11 protein-coding genes are annotated in these 16,115 nt (G+C 67.1%); 4 read left to right on the top strand and 7 right to left on the bottom strand.

All coding sequences use genetic code 11. From position 1 onward, the window contains the following. Together ACO0LV_RS13170 and ACO0LV_RS13165 are read right to left on the bottom strand one after the other, a co-directional pair. On the bottom strand, positions 1-999 hold a 999-nt coding region (locus ACO0LV_RS13170; RefSeq protein WP_424788366.1), incomplete at its 3' end, for a dihydrodipicolinate synthase family protein. Then, positions 999-2,048 carry an NAD-dependent epimerase/dehydratase family protein gene (locus ACO0LV_RS13165; RefSeq protein ID WP_424788365.1) on the bottom strand — a complete coding sequence of 350 codons (1,050 nt, stop codon included), beginning with the start codon at positions 2,046-2,048 and terminating at the stop codon, positions 999-1,001. The genes ACO0LV_RS13170 and ACO0LV_RS13165, both read right to left, overlap by 1 nt. Positions 2,049-2,591: 543 nt before the next feature. On the opposite strand from ACO0LV_RS13165, the gene ACO0LV_RS13160 reads away from it, so the two are divergent. Beyond that, the gene (locus ACO0LV_RS13160) at positions 2,592-3,617 is read left to right on the top strand and encodes a LacI family DNA-binding transcriptional regulator (RefSeq protein ID WP_424788364.1); all 1,026 of its coding nucleotides are present in this window, start codon (positions 2,592-2,594) and stop codon (positions 3,615-3,617) included. A 246-nt stretch (positions 3,618-3,863) separates the two neighbouring features. On the opposite strand, the gene ACO0LV_RS13155 is transcribed toward ACO0LV_RS13160, so the two are convergent. From ACO0LV_RS13155 to ACO0LV_RS13140, 4 genes are all read right to left on the bottom strand, one after another. Next, complete coding sequence (locus ACO0LV_RS13155) at positions 3,864-5,891, bottom strand: hypothetical protein (protein ID WP_424788363.1); 2,028 nt, start codon at positions 5,889-5,891, stop codon at positions 3,864-3,866. 196 nt (positions 5,892-6,087) lie between these two features. Next, complete coding sequence (locus ACO0LV_RS13150) at positions 6,088-8,652, bottom strand: FIMAH domain-containing protein (protein WP_424788362.1); 2,565 nt, start codon at positions 8,650-8,652, stop codon at positions 6,088-6,090. A gap of 336 nt (positions 8,653-8,988) precedes the next feature. Further along, complete coding sequence (locus ACO0LV_RS13145; RefSeq protein ID WP_424788361.1) at positions 8,989-10,035, bottom strand: Gfo/Idh/MocA family protein; 1,047 nt, start codon at positions 10,033-10,035, stop codon at positions 8,989-8,991. Beyond that, the gene (locus ACO0LV_RS13140) at positions 10,032-10,895 is read right to left on the bottom strand and encodes a Gfo/Idh/MocA family protein (protein WP_424788360.1); all 864 of its coding nucleotides are present in this window, start codon (positions 10,893-10,895) and stop codon (positions 10,032-10,034) included. The genes ACO0LV_RS13145 and ACO0LV_RS13140 overlap by 4 nt, the downstream gene beginning before the upstream one ends. 307 nt (positions 10,896-11,202) lie before the next feature. On the opposite strand from ACO0LV_RS13140, the gene ACO0LV_RS13135 reads away from it, so the two are divergent. From ACO0LV_RS13135 to ACO0LV_RS13125, 3 genes are all read left to right on the top strand, one after another. Beyond that, positions 11,203-12,210: a hydroxyacid dehydrogenase gene (locus ACO0LV_RS13135; RefSeq protein WP_424788359.1), complete on the top strand. Its 1,008-nt coding sequence runs from the start codon at positions 11,203-11,205 to the stop codon at positions 12,208-12,210. Then, on the top strand, positions 12,210-13,517 hold the full coding sequence (locus tag ACO0LV_RS13130) for an enolase C-terminal domain-like protein (protein ID WP_424788358.1): 1,308 nt from the start codon (positions 12,210-12,212) through the stop codon (positions 13,515-13,517). Before ACO0LV_RS13135 ends, ACO0LV_RS13130 begins: the two co-directional genes overlap by 1 nt. Positions 13,518-13,699: 182 nt before the next feature. Continuing rightward, positions 13,700-14,647 (top strand): nuclease-related domain-containing protein, encoded by a 948-nt coding sequence (locus ACO0LV_RS13125; protein WP_424788357.1) that lies wholly within the window; start codon positions 13,700-13,702, stop codon positions 14,645-14,647. A 26-nt stretch (positions 14,648-14,673) separates the two neighbouring features. Here ACO0LV_RS13125 and ACO0LV_RS13120 read toward each other — a convergent pair whose 3' ends face one another. Beyond that, positions 14,674-16,053, bottom strand: coding sequence for an FAD-dependent oxidoreductase (locus ACO0LV_RS13120; protein ID WP_424788356.1), 1,380 nt, complete (start codon positions 16,051-16,053; stop codon positions 14,674-14,676). Positions 16,054-16,115: the final 62 nt, after the last annotated feature.

The raw sequence follows: 16,115 nt of genomic DNA, 5'->3' as shown, positions 1-16,115 counted from the left end.
TTCGTCCAGCAGGTTTGGGTAGCGGGCACGGACCTGGGCGATCAGGTCGCTCTGGCCGGCCGATAGCGTATCGGTGCCCAGTGTGTTGGCGGTGGGGACCAGGCCTTGTTGGCGCAGTACTTCGTTGACGCCGGGCACGCACCCGGCGAAGTTGTGGTCGACGTCGAAGACCGCGTGGTTGATGTCCACCATCGCGGTGGCCTCGCTCAGCAGGTCCATCGGCGCTGCGCCGGCGTTGACTGCGGTGTTGATCCGCTGGAGTTGGTCGACTGCGGCCCGGGTTCCCACGGCCCACTGGCCGAGTAGGCCGCCGCTGGCGCGGACTTGGCGTTCCTTGCCGGCTACGGTGCGCCGGTAGGGGGTGAGTAGGTCATGGATGATCGCGTCGTCGTTGCCGGTGAGTAGGGTGATCTGGTCCCAGCGGTCGTGTTCGAGCAGGACTTGGGCCACGTCGTTGGTGCGGTACCGGTCGAACGGGGCTGCCTTGACGCCCACGACGGCTTCCAGGTCGAACAGGCTGTGCCAGAAGTTCCGGCTCAGCGCTGCCCCGCCCACGGACTCCTGTAGGTAGAAGCCCAGCACGGGCAGTACCTCGCCCACGGCTCCGGCTCGGGCCAGCAGGGCGCTTTCACTGGTGTCGCTCATGCCCCAGGGGCTGATCAGGGCGGCGTGGTAGCCCAGGTCCTTGGCGATTTGTGCTTCGGCGACCGCTGCCGGTGCGTCTCCGGTGAGACCGGCGACCAGGATCGGCTCGGAGGTGTGGTCCTGGGCGACCTCGGCGGCCAGGCGCCAGACGTCGGTGAGCATGGCGCGGTCGTTGTGCAACTCGAACTGGGTGGTGTGCACCGCCACGGCCAGCCCGTGGGCACCGGCATCGAGGTAGTAGCGGCTCAAGGCGCGCTGGGCCGGCAGATCGATGCCGCCGCCGGCGTCCAGGGCCAAGGGGTGGGCCGGGATCACCACTCCGCCGCCCAGACGTGCCGCCAGATCGGTGCCCATCAGAACTTGCCTTCCCGTTGCTGGAACTTCGTGGCCTTGCCCAGTTGCCGCCCGCCCTCGGTCACCCACCGCGCCACCAGTTCCACCACCCGGCGCATCGGGACCGTGGGGTAGCCGTACAGATCGTGGCAGTGGGAGGCATCGGAGAGCAGGGCGTCGGTGGACTCGGTCCCGGTGAACTGCACCTCGGTACCCATCGCGGCGGCCAGCCAGGTGGCCAGGCGGCGGACCGAGACGGTCTCTGGCCCGGTGGCGTTGAGGATGTGCGGGGGAGTGGCGGCCAGCTCCACCGACCGCAGCGCCCAGGCGGTGGCGTCGGTCTGCCAGACCACGTTGACCGCGGGCATGGTGACGTCGATGGGCTCACCACCCAGGATCTGGGTGGCCAGGTCAGCGATGACGCCGTAGCGCAACTCGCAGGCATAGTTGAGCCGGAAGATGGTCACCGGGGTGTTCCAGGTGTGCGCGGCGTGGGTGAAGATGCGCTCACGGGCCAGGCAGGACTGGGCGTACTCACCCACCGGTTCGGGTGGGTCATCCTCGGTGGATCCACCGGCCGCCAGCGGACGCAACGGGTAGACGTTGCCGGTGGAGTACACCACCGAGGGCACGCCCCGGTAGCGGTCGGCCACCAAGGCGGGAATCGCCGCGTTGGACCACCACGTTTGATGCTCGGCGCCGGTGGTGCCGAACTTCATCGCGGCCAGGTAGATCATCGCTGCCGCATCAGGCAGATCGGCGTAGTTCTCCGGCTCGGACAGATCGGCGGACTGCACCACCACGCCGGCCTCGGTCAACCGCTCGCGCACCTCGGGGTCGGAGAAACGGGACACCGCGATGACCCGGGCCCGGGAGCCGACCTCATCCAGGGCGCGACGCGCCATCATCGCCATCGTGGGCCCGATCTTGCCGCCGGCACCCAACAACAGAACGTCACCCCCGACGGCCTCAAGAGCCCGCCCCACACCCGGCAGAGGCGTGGACAGGAGGTCCTCCAGATCCGCCTCAGTGGCCGGGTGGTTCGGCGCAGGCACGGGCGGTGAAGTCATCTACGGTCCTCGTCAGATCGAACGACAGTGAAGGCAGTCCAGAAAAGGCTTTCTCAAGGTTAGATCGTGGCAACGGCTGGCGTCAAGGAGGGAGGAAGCTGCGCCACAGCCACACGCAGGGCCCGAGCAGTGCGACTAGAGTTCGCGGTGCCACACGCGCCGGGCGGGAGCGCTTCCGGTGCGGTGGTCGCGGGCGACGCGTTACTGCGGGTTGGGCGCTCGACGGCATCAACGATGCTAGGGAGAACATGCCATTCCGGTGACTGCTTACCGGGGCAGGAACTACCCCGTCATGCCGGGGCAACGCATGCTCGGATCCCACGCCGAAGCCGACCTTGAGCGCTGTCCCATTGCCATCGAGGGACTGGCGAACACAACCGACCCGAATCTGTGAGCATGAGGCCAAGAATGCTGGGGGTAGCCGTGCCCCGCCACAGTCGCGCTAGCGCCACCTTCGGGCGACCGCTACATGGGCGTTAGGTGCAGGAGCATCGTGGCGGAGTTGTGTCTGCTACGGAGTTTGTGAGCGAATAGGATTTCTGCATGTCGGTCAATTTAAAGGACGTGGCGAAGCGGGCCGGCGTCTCTGTGCCAACCGCCTCTAGGGTGCTCTCCGGCAGCAACTACCCGGTGCTGCCCGAGTTGCGGCAGCGCGTGCAACTCGCCGCCGAGGAACTCGACTACGTCCCCAACGCGCAGGCGCAGGGGTTGTTGCGCGGCAGCACCGGCATGATCGGGGTGCTCGCCGGCGATGTCGGCGACCCCTACTTCTCGGAAATGATCAATGGGATTCACGAGGTGGCCTTCCGTCGCCACTTGCTGGTGGCGATCTGTCAGACCGGGCGGGACATTGACCAGGAACTGGCATATTTCAAGATGCTGCAGGCCCATCGGGCCTCAGTGGTGATCCTGGCGGGGTCCGGGCTGGATGATGAGGACTACCGTCGGCGGGTCACCGCCCGGGCCAACTCCTACCTGGCTTCCGGCGGGCGCGTGGTCTCCATTGGCACGCCGATCACCGATGTGGACAACGTGCGGGTGGACAATACCGCGGGCGCAGTCGAACTCGCCGAGCACTTGGTGGGCCTAGGGCATCGGCACATAGGCGTGCTGGCTGGGCCCGCGAACGTGGGCTCCACAGTGGAACGCCTCGCAGGTCTGCGGCAGGTGATTGGCGCTGCCGGCGGTACGCTGCACGTGCGCCACGGGTCGCCCACGCGCGATGACGCCTACGACGGTGCCGGTGGGATACTCGCCGAGCGTCCGGAGATCACGGCATTGGTGGGCTCCGCCGATCAGATGGCGATGGGCGCGATGGCCTGGCTGCGCGATCAGGGCAGGAAAGTTCCCGACGAAGTCTCGGTGGCCGGGTTCAACGACATTGACGTGGCCCGGGATCTTTCCCCGGCCCTGACCACGGTGCGCCTCCCGCTGCGCACGATGGGTGAGGAGGCGTTGACCATCGCGCTCGATGAGACAGGTGCCGACCAACCGCACACCGTGCGATGGCTGGAGAGCGAGTTGTTGGTGCGCGAGTCCACCGGTCCGGCTCGACGCTCTGCTGGCTGAGCGGCGTGTACCTCCAAGACCAGCACGCGCGCCCGTCATGAGTTCCACCGGGCTACAGGCTCACCGAAGATGACGACGGTGGGCGCGCCCCTACCCGCGGCGAATTGAACGCACTTGAAGAATTAGCGCGGCCCAAGGCGCAGCGGAGGTCACCCACGCACGACGAGACCGACCGCGGTCGCCCTCGGGCCTGCTTCGGGTGCGCCAGTCCAGGGTCCGGCGCACCCGAAAGGAAGCGTAAGGCGCTCAGTTTCTCGGCAGCGGGAACCACGCCAGGTCGGTCCCGTACAACCCCCAGGTACCGTGCACGTTGTCTACGAGACCGAAACCGGGGCGGTTGTACCAGCCGTTGGGCACATCCTGGTACAGCACCGCTTCGGTACCGCCCTCAGCGCTGCTCAGTTGCTGGATGCTGTGGGTGAACTTATCCCAGGTGAAGACCCCAGTCCCTGCACCATCGATTCCGCCGTAGCCGCCGGTGTCTCCCTGCAGAATGATCTCCTCGCTGTCGAGGTCGAGGGCCAGCCACGCCCCGTTGGGGCTGCGGCCGACGGCATAGAGGATTCCGTCGGCTACGTGAATGTCCTCGTAGGCCTCCCAGTCCGTAGGCTCGAAGGTCCGGGTAACCGTCCTCGTGCTGAGGTCGACCTCGACGATGCTGGCTACCAGCAGCTTGCGCTCATCACTGGCCTCGGCGCGAGTGTCGCCGGCGACGTAGGCGTAGTTGCCGGAGATGACGACGTTGCGGAGGTTCTGCTCCGGCACCAGGTCGCGTCGCACCTCCATCTCACCAGTGTCCGGATCGACGAAGGTCAGCGCGCCGCTGAACAGTCCATGGGTGGCGGTGGTCGCGATGACCACCTCGTCGCGAGCGTCGTCGTAGGCCATGGCCAACGGCCGCATCTGGTCGTTGCCGATGGGGCCGAAGGTTTGTACCTCGTGAGTCTGTGGATCGATGGCGACGACGTTGGTCGAGGGGTAGAGCCCAGCGATGACGGTTCCGGAGGCGGTTTCGACCATGGATTTGGCTTCCCCACCGACGTCGAAGAAGTCTGGCGTGGTGGTGTGCGGTGCCTGTTCATGGTTGCCCCGACCTTTGTTTCGCTGCTTCGGGTGGTGAACCGTCATCGCGAAGTACCCTGCTGCCCACACATCACCGTTTGAGTGGGCGAGCATCGATTGAACGAGCTCGGGGTATCCGTAACCGAGTTGGACGGTCGAGGTGACGGTCGCCTCACCACCGATCGGAGCACTCCAGACATGGCCGAGAGCGGTCGCGCCGACCACGGTGTCGTCGTCGACGGCGAAGAACCCGGCGTTCTCGGTGTCCGCCAAGGGTGCCCCGAGTAGGTCCAAACCGCTGTCGGTGACCTCGTAGTAGTTCGTGGTCAGGCGCGCCAGCGCCAGGACCCTGCCGTCGGGAGTCACGGTAAGTTGGTCGATGTACCGGTCTTCCTCGGCGATGGGGCGCACCACCCGCTCGGAGCCGTCGTGTCGCATGGAGATGATGAAGCGGCCACAGGAGACGTAGACCAACCCGCCGCTGGCAGCCACGTCGAGAACGCCAACGGGGGAGTCCACCAAATAGGGCGTCAGGTCATGTGCCACCACGCCGGGTGCATCCCTGGTGTAGACGCGCATGTCGCCCGGGGCGGCGGTAGCAGCGTAGACGTACTCCTCATCGACGGCGATTGCAGTGGTGTACTGCGAGTCACCGACCCTGCCGAAGTCCACGACGTCACCAGTAGTCCGATCCACCCGGAACAGGCGGCCGGTCGGGTAGGTCCCAACCCACAGGTGGTCCCCGTCGACGCGGAGGCGGTAGGTCCAGGTGTTGGCGGGCCCGATCTCGGCGAACGGTTGCGCAGTTCGCGACTCCGGGTCGAAGCGCCAAACGTGAGAACTGCCGGCCGGCCCGATGTAGACGTACTGGTCGTCTGCGGTGAGCATATTGTTGCCCGACGTGGACCCGAGGTCCAGGTCATCGACGCTCACGGTCTCTCCGGTGAACGGGTCGAATCCCCCAAGGCGGATCGTGCCGTCATCCACGTTGTGCCGAGAGGCGATGTAGACCACCCCATCGAGTAGCGCGGAGCCGCGGCTGGCACCGGTGAGGGCAGCGCTGTCGTATACGACCGGCTGCAGGCCCTCGTGCCGGTTCGCTGCCGCTGCTCCGGGAGCCAGCAGCGTCCCGGTGGCGGCCAAGCCGATCGCCGTGGTTCCGAACAGGAATCCACGTCTGCTGAGGTCGCATGGGCGCGATGTGGTGGTCATGAACCTGCCTCTCTGAAGGTGGTGGGACAACGTGACTGTGGTCGGCTGGTGTGCGTCGAGCACGCTCAAAGAGACCACGAGCAAAGGTCTTCTGCGAGGTGGTGGCGGGCTGTCACTACCGCCTATGTCACGCAGGGCCTGTCGACGACGGGGAGGTCGGCGGTGCCGGTGGAGCGGCGGTGCCGGTGATGAAGGGTCAGATAAGCTCCTCCAGGTGTTCGATGAGTTCCTCGCGAAGCGAGGGATCGATCGCGTCGGCGTGCTGCTCGGCGCGCAACCGGTCTAGTGCGCGCTGGATGGACTGACCCGCCCGAGTTGCGCGGCCGTTCTCCTGATGCTGGGCGGCCTCGCGAAGGGTGTTCACCATCTGGGACTGCAACGGGTTGCGCAGGCGACCATCCTCGCTTGCATCCTCGACCAGGTCCCGGACCTCGTCGATTTCCAGCGGAGGGAGTTCTGCTCCCAACTCGAAGAGAGCCAGGTCGGTGCCGTGCATTCCCCACGTGTTCATGCCGCCCCGGGTGAGGTTGAACTCGGGATTGTTGTACCAGCCACCGGGGACCTCGTGGTGCAAGAGGCGTCCATCCTCGCTCCGTCCGGAGGGAAGTTCGCGGATTTCATCCGCCCAGTGCACCCAGGTGAACACCCGCCCCTCCGCCGAACCGAATGCTCCGTAGCCTCCGAGGTCGCCTTCCATCACGACCTCCCGCGCGGCAAGGTCGTATGCGAACCAGAGGCCCTGCGGCCGCCGGCCCATCAGGTAGAGCACGCCGTCGCTGACCATCACGTCCTCGTAGGAGAGCCACTCGCTGCGCAGTTCTTCACGCCACAGCAACTCGCGGGTGTCGAGATCCACCGCTGCCACCTGTGCTGCCGACCGGATCGGGCCCGGAGTCGACTCCCCGTACGTATCACCGACGATGTAGGCCGTGGTGCCGTCGACCGCTATTGCCATGACCGCCTGCTCGGGGAGGTAGTCGCGACGGACGTCGAACTCACCGGACTCCAGGTCGACGAACGTCAGGGCCCCGGTGTGCAGCCCCCCGGAGGGCCCGGAGGCGACGAGCAATTGCCCTCGATCCGGGTCGGTGTGCAGGGCCCGCGTACGCATCTGCGCGTTCCCCAAAGTGCCCAGCACCGTGATCTCGCGGCTGTCCGGCTCGATGGCCGCGATAGTGCCACTGGGGTAGAGGCCGGCATAGATGGTGCCGTTCGGGCCTTCGGCGAGGGCCTTGGGCTCCCCATCGACGTCGAACCGCCAACTCTCGCCCGTCGATGGATGATGCACCGTCATCGCATAGTGACCGCCGACCCACACCTGGCCATCACTGCCCAGGAACATGGACTGGGCGACCTCGGGATACCCGAAGCCCCGTGTGGCTGTGTGCCACACCTCGGCGCCACCCTCCGGTTGGAGGTTCCAGATATGCCCGAGCCCGCTTACCCCCACGAGGTGTCCGTCCGGCATCGCCTGGAGCATCTGGTTTTCCATGTTGTCAGCGGGTTGGCCGACGTTCTCCAGGCCAGTTGGCGTGACCCGGTAATGGTTCGTCGTCATCCTGGCCAGCGCGTAGACCGTACCGTCGGCGGCGACGCTCAGTTGGTCGATATAGCGATCCTCCGCCGACACCTCCCGAACCACCCGTTCGGAACCGTCGGAGCGCACCGAGATCAACTGGCGTCCGCTCGCGACATACAGGTGTCCGGCGCTGAACGCCAACCCCAGGATGCCCACCGGAGACTCGCTCAGGTGCGGGCTCAGGTCGAAGGGCTCTCCGCCCTCCTTGGGCCACCGGAGCAGGCGCCCAGGTGAAGCCGAGCCGCCATAGACGTACTCCTCATCAACCGCGACCGCGGTCGCGTACAGCGAATCCGAGACGCGGCCGTAGGTGTCCACTGAGGCGTCGGAGAGGCTGACGCGCTTGACCATGCAGTCGGGGTAGGTGCTGATGTAGAGATGGTCGCCATCCACCCTCATGTCGTAGTACCAGGTGTTGGCCGAGCCGGCGTGTGCCCAGGCTCGGGCCTCCTGCGTCAGGGGATCGAAGCGCCAGATGTGCTCGTTTCCCGCTGGACCGACATAGATGTACCGCCCGTCGGTTGCAAGCGCGTGTCCTCCGGAACTGTCGATGTCGAGATCGATCACGGCTCGCTCTGCACCACTGCTGACGTCGAACTCGCCGAGGCGCAGCCGCTCGTCCGGCGTGTTGAACCGGGAACTGATGAAGACGCTGTCGTCCAGGACGACCGCACCCCGTACCGCTGCAGTGAGCATGGCGGGACCGAATCGCTCCACCCCCAAGGCTGTCACCTCGTGGATCGCGGCGTCGTCGAAGTAACTCGTGCCGACGTTCGAGGCTGACGAATAGACCAGCAGGCTGGCATGGGTGGCGTCTTGCGGTGCGGTCCCGCGAAGGTCGACCCGTTGCCAACTGCCGACGAGCCTGCTGATATGGAATTGCGAGGAGATTCTGTTCTCCTGGCTGTCCCAGAACTCCAGGTACAGGCTCGGTTCGCCGGAGTCCGAGTAAATGAAGACCGACGCCTCGTAGGTTTGACCGGCGTCAACTTCGACGAGCGCGCTGCGCAGTCCCGCTGTCTGCGAGGCGCCTGGGTCATCCAGTTGCACGCTCCACTCACCGCTCCGCACGTGTTGCTGGGAGGAGGCGATGTGCGGGGCCGAGTCCGGGCTGAACAGTTGCCACTCTGTTGGCATCCCGTCAGCAACGTCCTCGAAACCCCCGTTCGGCAGCAGGTTCACGCCACTGGCGGCGCTCGTCGAGGCCGTTCGCCCTGAGGGCCCAGCCCAGGTAGGGGCCGCGGCCGCGAGGCCCAGCCCTAGGGCGAGTGCCCCGCCGAAGAAGCCTCGACGGCTCAGCGCGTATGGTCCGACGGAACGTCCCGCGTGCCAAGCGTCGTGGCGGTTGGTGCTGGCCTGCATCATCAATCTCCTTCACCTTTGGGGAGCGATCGACGTGAGAAAACCTTTGCTGGCGTGCACCCTATGAATGTGTGTGGTGCCACGTCAAGGGTCGATTACCTGCTGGCTTGACGCGTGGGGAGATGACTCCCAGGCCGATGTGTCGCCGTCGTCCAGCTACTCTGGTAGCGGCGCCGGGCGGACTGGCTGACCGGTGCGCCCGGATTCGTACACCGCCTCGATGAAGGCCACGGCGTTGCGGGCCTGCTCCGGGGTGACCAGCGCGGTTGCGTCATTGCGAACCGCTTGGACGAAGTCCAGCAATTGGCGGTGCTGCAGGTGCTCGGTCTCCGACAGTTCGCTCTCCTCCAGCGGTAGCACTTCCAGGTCGGGCTTCTGGGCGCCGTCGACGGTCTCGTAGTGCGTGATCTCCTCCTTGACCGTCACGATCGAGCCTCGATCACCCATGATGTTGACCCGGATCTGCGGCGGTGAGTGGGCTGCAGTCGTGGCCAGGAACGTCATGAACGCTCCGCTCTTCAACCGGGCGGTGATGGTCACGGTGTCCTCGACCTCGATCCGCTCGTGGGCGAGCAGCCCGGTGTGGGCGTAGACCTCCTCAACGTCTCCCAGCAGCCACAGCGCCAGGTCCACCAGGTGCACCCCCTGGTTCATCAGAGCCCCGCCGCCATCCATCGCCCAGGTGCCGCGCCAACCGGCGGAGTCGTAGTACTCCTGAGTGCGCCACAGCGGGACCTCGATGGCCGCCGAGGTGATGCGTCCCAGCCCGCCGTCGTCGATGAGTTGTTTGATGTACTGGTTGGCCGGGGCGAACCGGCGCTGGCTGACCACCGAGAGCACCGTGCCCGAGGCGCGGGCGGCCTGCAGGATCTCATCGGAAGCCGCCACGGAGATGTCGATCGGCTTCTCCAACAGCACGTGCTTGCCGGCTTGCAGCGCGGTGATGGTCAGGTCGCGGTGCAGACCCGACGGGACCGCTATCACCACTGCATCCATGTCCTCCAGGGCGAGGAGTTCCTCCACGCTGCTAACCCCCGGCACGTCGTGGGTCCGGGCGAACTGCTGGACCAGGGCTTCGTTGGTGTCATAGACACCGGCGAGGCGCACCGGGGTATCGGCAGCGGTGAATCGTTCCACGTGCTGGCGGCCGATGATGCCCAGGCCGATCACGCCGATGGTGAGGTGGTCGGATCCGGTGCTCATCGGGCGCCCTCCAGGGCCTCGTTGATAGCGGTCAGGACGACGACAGGGGACAGGAGTTGTTCGGCGCTCAACGCGGGCTTGCCTGCCTGTGCTGCCTCGATGAACGAGTCCAACGCCGGGGCGTTGTAGTCCGGCCCCAAACTGAGTTCGCTGGCGATCACGCCGCGGGTGTGGATGGCGGTGGCGTGGAAGGGCACGCGGCCATCGTCCTGCGGCACCACGAACGTGAAGGTCACGGCGGCGCCACCGATGGTGGTCGTGGCCCAGACGGTGTCACCTTCGCGCCGGGCCTGCACGCTCAGGTCGCCGGGTCGCAGCACCGGGTTGCCCAGGATCTGCAGCGCGGTCTCGACGTGGTGGATGCCGTAGAAGAACAGCCCGGCGTACTCACTGTCCGGGTCGGCCGGGCCGACGACGTGCACGTGGCGCAGCGGGCCATGCTCGGCGTGGTCGGTGGTGAACTGGGAGATCTCCGGTACGAACCGCAGCGCCGAAGCCGAAACCAGGGTGCTGCCGCTGTCCTGTGCAACGTTCAGCAGCGCTGCAGCATCCTCGATCGTGGTGGCCAGCGGCTTGTCCACCAGCACCGGTAGCCCGGCGCGAAGCAGCGGTTCGGCCGCGCCGCGGTGCAGGCCACCGTCCCGGTTGCACACGATGGCGGCATCGACGTGGCCGAGCAGGTCGGCCGGGTCCTCGACGATGACGTCCAGACCGCCGTACTCGGCCAGTTCGATGTTGTGCTCGCTGCGGCCACCGGCCAGGGCTACAGCGCGGTGACCGGGGTGACGGTCTTCGAGGTTGAGGAAACGGATGAAGTGCTTGACGTGGGAGTTCTCGGTGCCGACGAAGCCGACGCGCATGACCTTGTCCTTAACAGGGGGAAGAGGTACGAAGCCCAGTGTTGTCTGCAAGCGCTTGCACGTCAAGGAGGCCGAGTGCGATCTGCGGGTTGGCAGGGATGGCTGCTTCACCCTGGTTGCGAGCCACAGTCCGGCCCCGCCGTGGCGAGCCCGCACGGTTCTTCCTCCTGCGATCGTCCCCGCCCCTCCGGGACATCTGGCACTGGAGTGCAAGCGTCCCTCCCTTCGGGGCTATTGCACACACTGCAAGCGATTGCACCTTCTGCGATAGGCTGGCATCTGTCCCAGGACCGCCGGAAGTGGAGCCATGCCCAACGATCCGCATATTTACGTCGCCATCCGACCCGACGAGTACGCCAAGCTCTTCGACACGGCCACCACGGACGCGCTCAAACGGCTCGGGACGGTGAGGTTCGCCGAGGGCGAGGGCAAGATGGCGCTGCCCGGGGAGTTGGCTGACACCACCGACGTGCTGGTCACCTCCTGGAGCACCGAGCCCTTCGACCCAGCACTGGTACACGGGTCCCGGCTGCGCCTGGCCGTGCACACCGCCGGCACCATCCGAGGACTGTTCCCCAAGTCCGTGTTGGAGAGCGGGCTGCGCGTGGCCCAGGGCGGGGCCGCGGCGATGGCGCTTCCGGTCGCCGAGATGGCGCTGACCTTGACCCTCGCGCTGCTGCGGAACCTGCACACCCATGACCGCGGCCTGCAGACCACCCGCGACTGGGTCGCCGGTGGCACCGGCATGCTGGGCAGGAGCATCCAGGCCCAGCACATCGGCATCGTGGGGCTGAGCCGCACCGGACGCCACTACGTCCGTATGCTCCGAGGCCTGGGAGTGCAGCGCATCAGTGCCTATGACCCCTATGTCTCCGTCGAGGACGCACAGGCCCTGGGCGTGCAGTTGGTAGACCTGGACAAGTTGTTCGCCACCAGCGATGTGGTCGCGGCGCACGCCCCGGTCACTCCCCAGACCCGCGGCCTGATCGGCGCCGAGACCCTCCGGCTGTTGCGCGATGGTGCCACCTTCATTAACACCGCACGCTCGGCCATCACTGATGAGGCGGCCCTGATCGCAGAGCTTACGTCCGGACGGATCAATGCGGGCCTGGACGTCTTCGATGCCGAGCCGCTGCCCTCTGATAGCCCCTTGTTCGGACTGCCCAACGTGCTGCTCACACCCCATGTGGCCGGCGGGACTGTGGAGGCCCGGTTCGCCCAGGGAGCCACCGTGGTTGCCGAGATCGAACGGTTCCTGCGCGGCGACGACCTCGAGCACGAGGTGACCGCCGAGATCTACGATCGGCTCTCCTGATGGGGCAGGCCCGCGCCAGCGACATCGGAGCGGTGAACGCCCGGGTGGAGTTCATCGATGTTGCGCTCGATCCGCCGTTCGTCATCTCCGGGCGACCGATGACCCACTTCACCGCCGCGGTGGTGCACCTGGACGTCCTGGCGCGGGATGGGAGCACAGCAACCGGACTGGGGGCCAGCATGCTCTCGGTGCCCTGGGCATGGCCCCGGCCCGATCCCGACATCGCGGCACGCGACCAAGTACTGCGAGGGCTGGTGCATACCTTCGCCGACCAGGTACTGGAGGGAGTGAGCGGCGACCCCTTCGACATCTGGCGCCCGATCTATGACCGCCTGGATGAGACGTTGGCGCTGGCCGCACGCTTGGCCGGATCGCCCCCGGTGCCGCGTTTGGGCGGACTGCTGGCCCTGGCCGCGGTCGACAACGCGGTTCACGACGCCTGGGCCCGAGCGGCCGGACGGTCCGTCTATGAGATGTACACCGAGGAGCACATGAACGAGGACCTGGGTTGGGCAGGGCTGACCGGCACCTACCCGGGGGAACACCTCGGCGAGCCGCGGGGCACCATCCCGGTGCAGCATGTCCTCGGAGTGGGGGACCCGCTGACCGAGGCCGAGGCCGAGCCCGGCGCGCGCAGCCTCACCTCCTGGATGGAGGCTGAGGGCATCAAGGATCTGAAACTGAAACTGCAGGGGTCACCGTCGGCCGATGCTGAGCGGATCGCCGCGGTCTACCGCGTCGGTAGTGCTTCCCGGGACGATGTGAGCCTGTCCATCGACCCCAACGAGGCCTACGACAGCGTGGCCGAACTGGAGCAGATGCTCGATGAACTCAGTGCCCACTCGCCCCGCGCTGCTGCCGCGATCACCTATCTGGAGCAACCCTTCCCGCGCGACGTCGACCTCGATCCCGACCAGATGAAGGCACTCGCTAGGCGTGCCCCGGTGCTGATGGATGAGGGCTACTCCCGGCTGAGCCAACTCGATGAACTGGTGGCCCAGGGGTGGTCGGGCGTAGTCATCAAGGCATCCAAGGGGCAGAGCCACGCGATAGTGACCTACGCCGTCGCCCGCTCGCGGGGCTTGGACATCGTCATCCAGGACCTGACCACTACGGGTGCGGCACTGGAGCACTCCATCGGCCTGGCGAGCGCGCTGCAGGTGACCTGGCCGCACCTGGAGTACAACAGCAGGCAGTACGCTCCTGGCGCGAACGAGGAGTTGGCCGCCCGCTCACACGACCTGGTGACGGTGCGGGACGGACAGGTGCGGTTCACCCGGGCGGCTTCGGGACTGTACGGGGCGTGAGTGGATGCGATCTCGTTGTCCAGCAGTTGCACCTCAAACTGCCGAAACAGCCTTCGCGACCCGGTTGGCGCAGTAATCTACGGATGACGAAATGTGCATCTTGTTCGTGCAATGCCGATGATGACGCCGCGGAACGCACGGGTCGCCATCCCGCCGCACGGTCGCTGGTGGGGGAAGTGGACATGACGAAGTGGATCGTCCGGCGGTGGGCTCGCTATGGCCATGACCGCCTGTACGTCGCAACGCCGGACGGCGCAGCCCTCGGTTACCTCGACCTCAAGACGGGCAGATGTCACGCCGATACGTTGGCCAATCTGCCGTTGCTGAAGGCGGCGCTCGCAGAGCCCCACGGGCGGAGCGCACCAGTCGCGGTGCCGAACTTCAAGCCCGTGCGGCGGGAGCCCTATCCGCCTGCGCCCGCCCCGTCGTCGTCAACGCCCACCTGGGACCCATATCCGGCAAGTGCGGCGCCCGTCGTGTCAGCCCAGTACTCGGCACCGCCACCGGTATGGGACCTAAGCGCCAACCAGCCCGGAGCCGCAGCCCGAGAGCGCGCTCTAGCCGAGCGCGAGGCGCAGGGTAGCGTGCGGCATTGGCTTGCCCGCTTCGTGGGAGCGAGGACGCAGGAGAGGGCGTGGCGTATCGGCGCCGACGGCGAACAAGCCGTGGCCGAGCAACTCTCCTTGCTCGGCGGGCAGTGGCGTGTCCTTCACGCCGTGCCTGTCGGGGAGCGCGGCTCGGACATCGACCATGTCGTGATCGGCCCGACCGGCGTGTTCACAGTGAACACGAAGTACCATCCGCACGACTCGGTCTGGGTTGGCGGCAACACGTTCATGGTCAACGGGCAACGTGTGCCCTACATTCGCAACAGCCGCCACGAGGCGCGGCGAGCGGCACGGCTGCTGAGCGAGCAAGTCGGGTTCCCTGTCGATGCCGTCGGAGTCGTTGCCGTTGTAGGCGCGCAGCGGGGCCTGACCGTGAAGCGGCAGCCCGAGGACGGCCGCGTCGCCGTCGTGCCGCGCAGGCGCATCAGCCGGTACCTGGCGGGTCTACCGGCACGCTTCAACGCACGCGAGGTTGAGGCGGTCTTCGAGGTCGCCCGTCGCTCGACCACGTGGCGGCCATGACAGATCAGCCGCACGCGTGGCGTTGGTCAGAGCCGCTCTGCAACGCGCCGGGCAGCGACTGAGAGCACTTCCCACGCAGTGGCGAAGGGGGGCGCGTAGGCCAGGTCCATCCACGCCAGATCGTCGACGGTGCCACCCAGCCAAAGCGTGGCGGCTGCCGCATCGATGCGTTTGCCCGCCCCGTGGCCGCCCATGATCTGGGCGCCGAGCAACCGCCGCGTGCTGCGTTCCGCCACCACCTTGATCGCGATCGGCTCGGCCTCCGGCATGTAGCCCGACGCCGTGTTGCCCTCGAGCGTGGCCGCGAGGACGTCCAGCCCCGCCTCGCCCGCAACTTCCTCGGTCAGGCCCGTCATCGCAATCTCGAGGTACTGGTCACCGCCGACGAAGCGGGTAATCGCTGTGCCGAGGGCCCCGTCGAAGGTGAGCCGGCTGTCAGGGTCAGCGAGATTGTCACCCATCGCCCGACCCAACTTGTTGGCGTGCGTGCCCAGCGGCAAGAAGTGGGGTTCGTCCAGTAGCCGGTGGTGCACCTCGCAGCAGTCGCCGGCAGCCCACACCCCGCGCGCAGGGTCGACGCGGCCCCGAGAGTCGGGCAGCAGCCCACCCCGACGGCCCAGCGGCACCTGCCCGGAGACCAGTTCGGTTCGAGGAGACAGGCCCATCGCAAGCACCACCAGTTCGCCCGGTACATGCTGCCCGTCGGCGGTCCGCGCTCCGGTGACGCGGCCGGCCTCAACGTCCAGTCCGGTCACCTCGGCCCCCTCGCGGACGTCCACCCCTGCCTTGCGCATGGTCTCGACGAGCCGTTGGCGCATCTCCGAGTCGAGAGTGTGCATGAACCGACCGCGAGTCAGGAGCGTGCACCGGTGTCCGCGCGCCAGCGCTGCCTCGACCATCTCCAGGCCGATGTAGCCACCGCCGGCAACGATCACGTCACCGCCCGCCGCCATCCGGTCCAACCACTCCCGGCCATCGTCGAGCGTGGACACCGCGCCCGTCCCCGGCAGCGGGTCGCCGTCCTCATCCTGAGCCCAGTCCGGCACGACCGGTGCAGCGCCCGTGGCGATGACGAGATCGTCGTAGCCGGTCTCCTCAACCCCGTGGTGGCCCTGCGCCGTCAGGGTCCGCGCATCGAGGTCCACGGCGGTCACCCGCGTGCCCATCCGCAGGTCGATCCCGGCGGCGCGGTGCTGCTCTGCGGTCCGCGCGACCAGCGCTTCTTGGGAGTCCACCTGCCCGGCCACCAGGTAGGGCAGGCCGCATGCGCTGTAAGAGGTGTGCGATGTGGCCTCGTAGGCCACGATCGAGACCTCGCGGCCGGTTCGCCGGGCCGCTCGCAACGCCTGGTGCGCCGCGGCCATACCGGCAGCGTCTGCTCCTATCACCACGATCTTGTGCGTCATGGCCTCGACTTTCCCACACCGCCGGGCGCCGGACACCCGCATCTCCAACTCGGTGTGCGCGG

Source organism: Pseudactinotalea sp. Z1739 (genome assembly GCF_049725055.1).
Classification (GTDB): Bacteria; Actinomycetota; Actinomycetes; order Actinomycetales; family Beutenbergiaceae; genus CALKWS01.
This window is presented reverse-complemented; position numbering and strand designations above follow the sequence as displayed.

What these genes read in the sequence shown, in the direction of transcription:
- ACO0LV_RS13165 (WP_424788365.1), bottom strand. Translation starts at nt 2,048, where the DNA reads ATGACTTCACCGCCCGTGCCTGCGCCGAACCACCCGGCCACTGAGGCG.
- ACO0LV_RS13160 (WP_424788364.1), top strand. Translation starts at nt 2,592, where the DNA reads ATGTCGGTCAATTTAAAGGACGTGGCGAAGCGGGCCGGCGTCTCTGTG.
- ACO0LV_RS13155 (WP_424788363.1), bottom strand. Translation starts at nt 5,891, where the DNA reads ATGACCACCACATCGCGCCCATGCGACCTCAGCAGACGTGGATTCCTG.
- ACO0LV_RS13145 (WP_424788361.1), bottom strand. Translation starts at nt 10,035, where the DNA reads ATGAGCACCGGATCCGACCACCTCACCATCGGCGTGATCGGCCTGGGC.
- ACO0LV_RS13140 (WP_424788360.1), bottom strand. Translation starts at nt 10,895, where the DNA reads ATGCGCGTCGGCTTCGTCGGCACCGAGAACTCCCACGTCAAGCACTTC.
- ACO0LV_RS13135 (WP_424788359.1), top strand. Translation starts at nt 11,203, where the DNA reads ATGCCCAACGATCCGCATATTTACGTCGCCATCCGACCCGACGAGTAC.
- ACO0LV_RS13130 (WP_424788358.1), top strand. Translation starts at nt 12,210, where the DNA reads ATGGGGCAGGCCCGCGCCAGCGACATCGGAGCGGTGAACGCCCGGGTG.
- ACO0LV_RS13125 (WP_424788357.1), top strand. Translation starts at nt 13,700, where the DNA reads ATGACGAAGTGGATCGTCCGGCGGTGGGCTCGCTATGGCCATGACCGC.
- ACO0LV_RS13120 (WP_424788356.1), bottom strand. Translation starts at nt 16,053, where the DNA reads ATGACGCACAAGATCGTGGTGATAGGAGCAGACGCTGCCGGTATGGCC.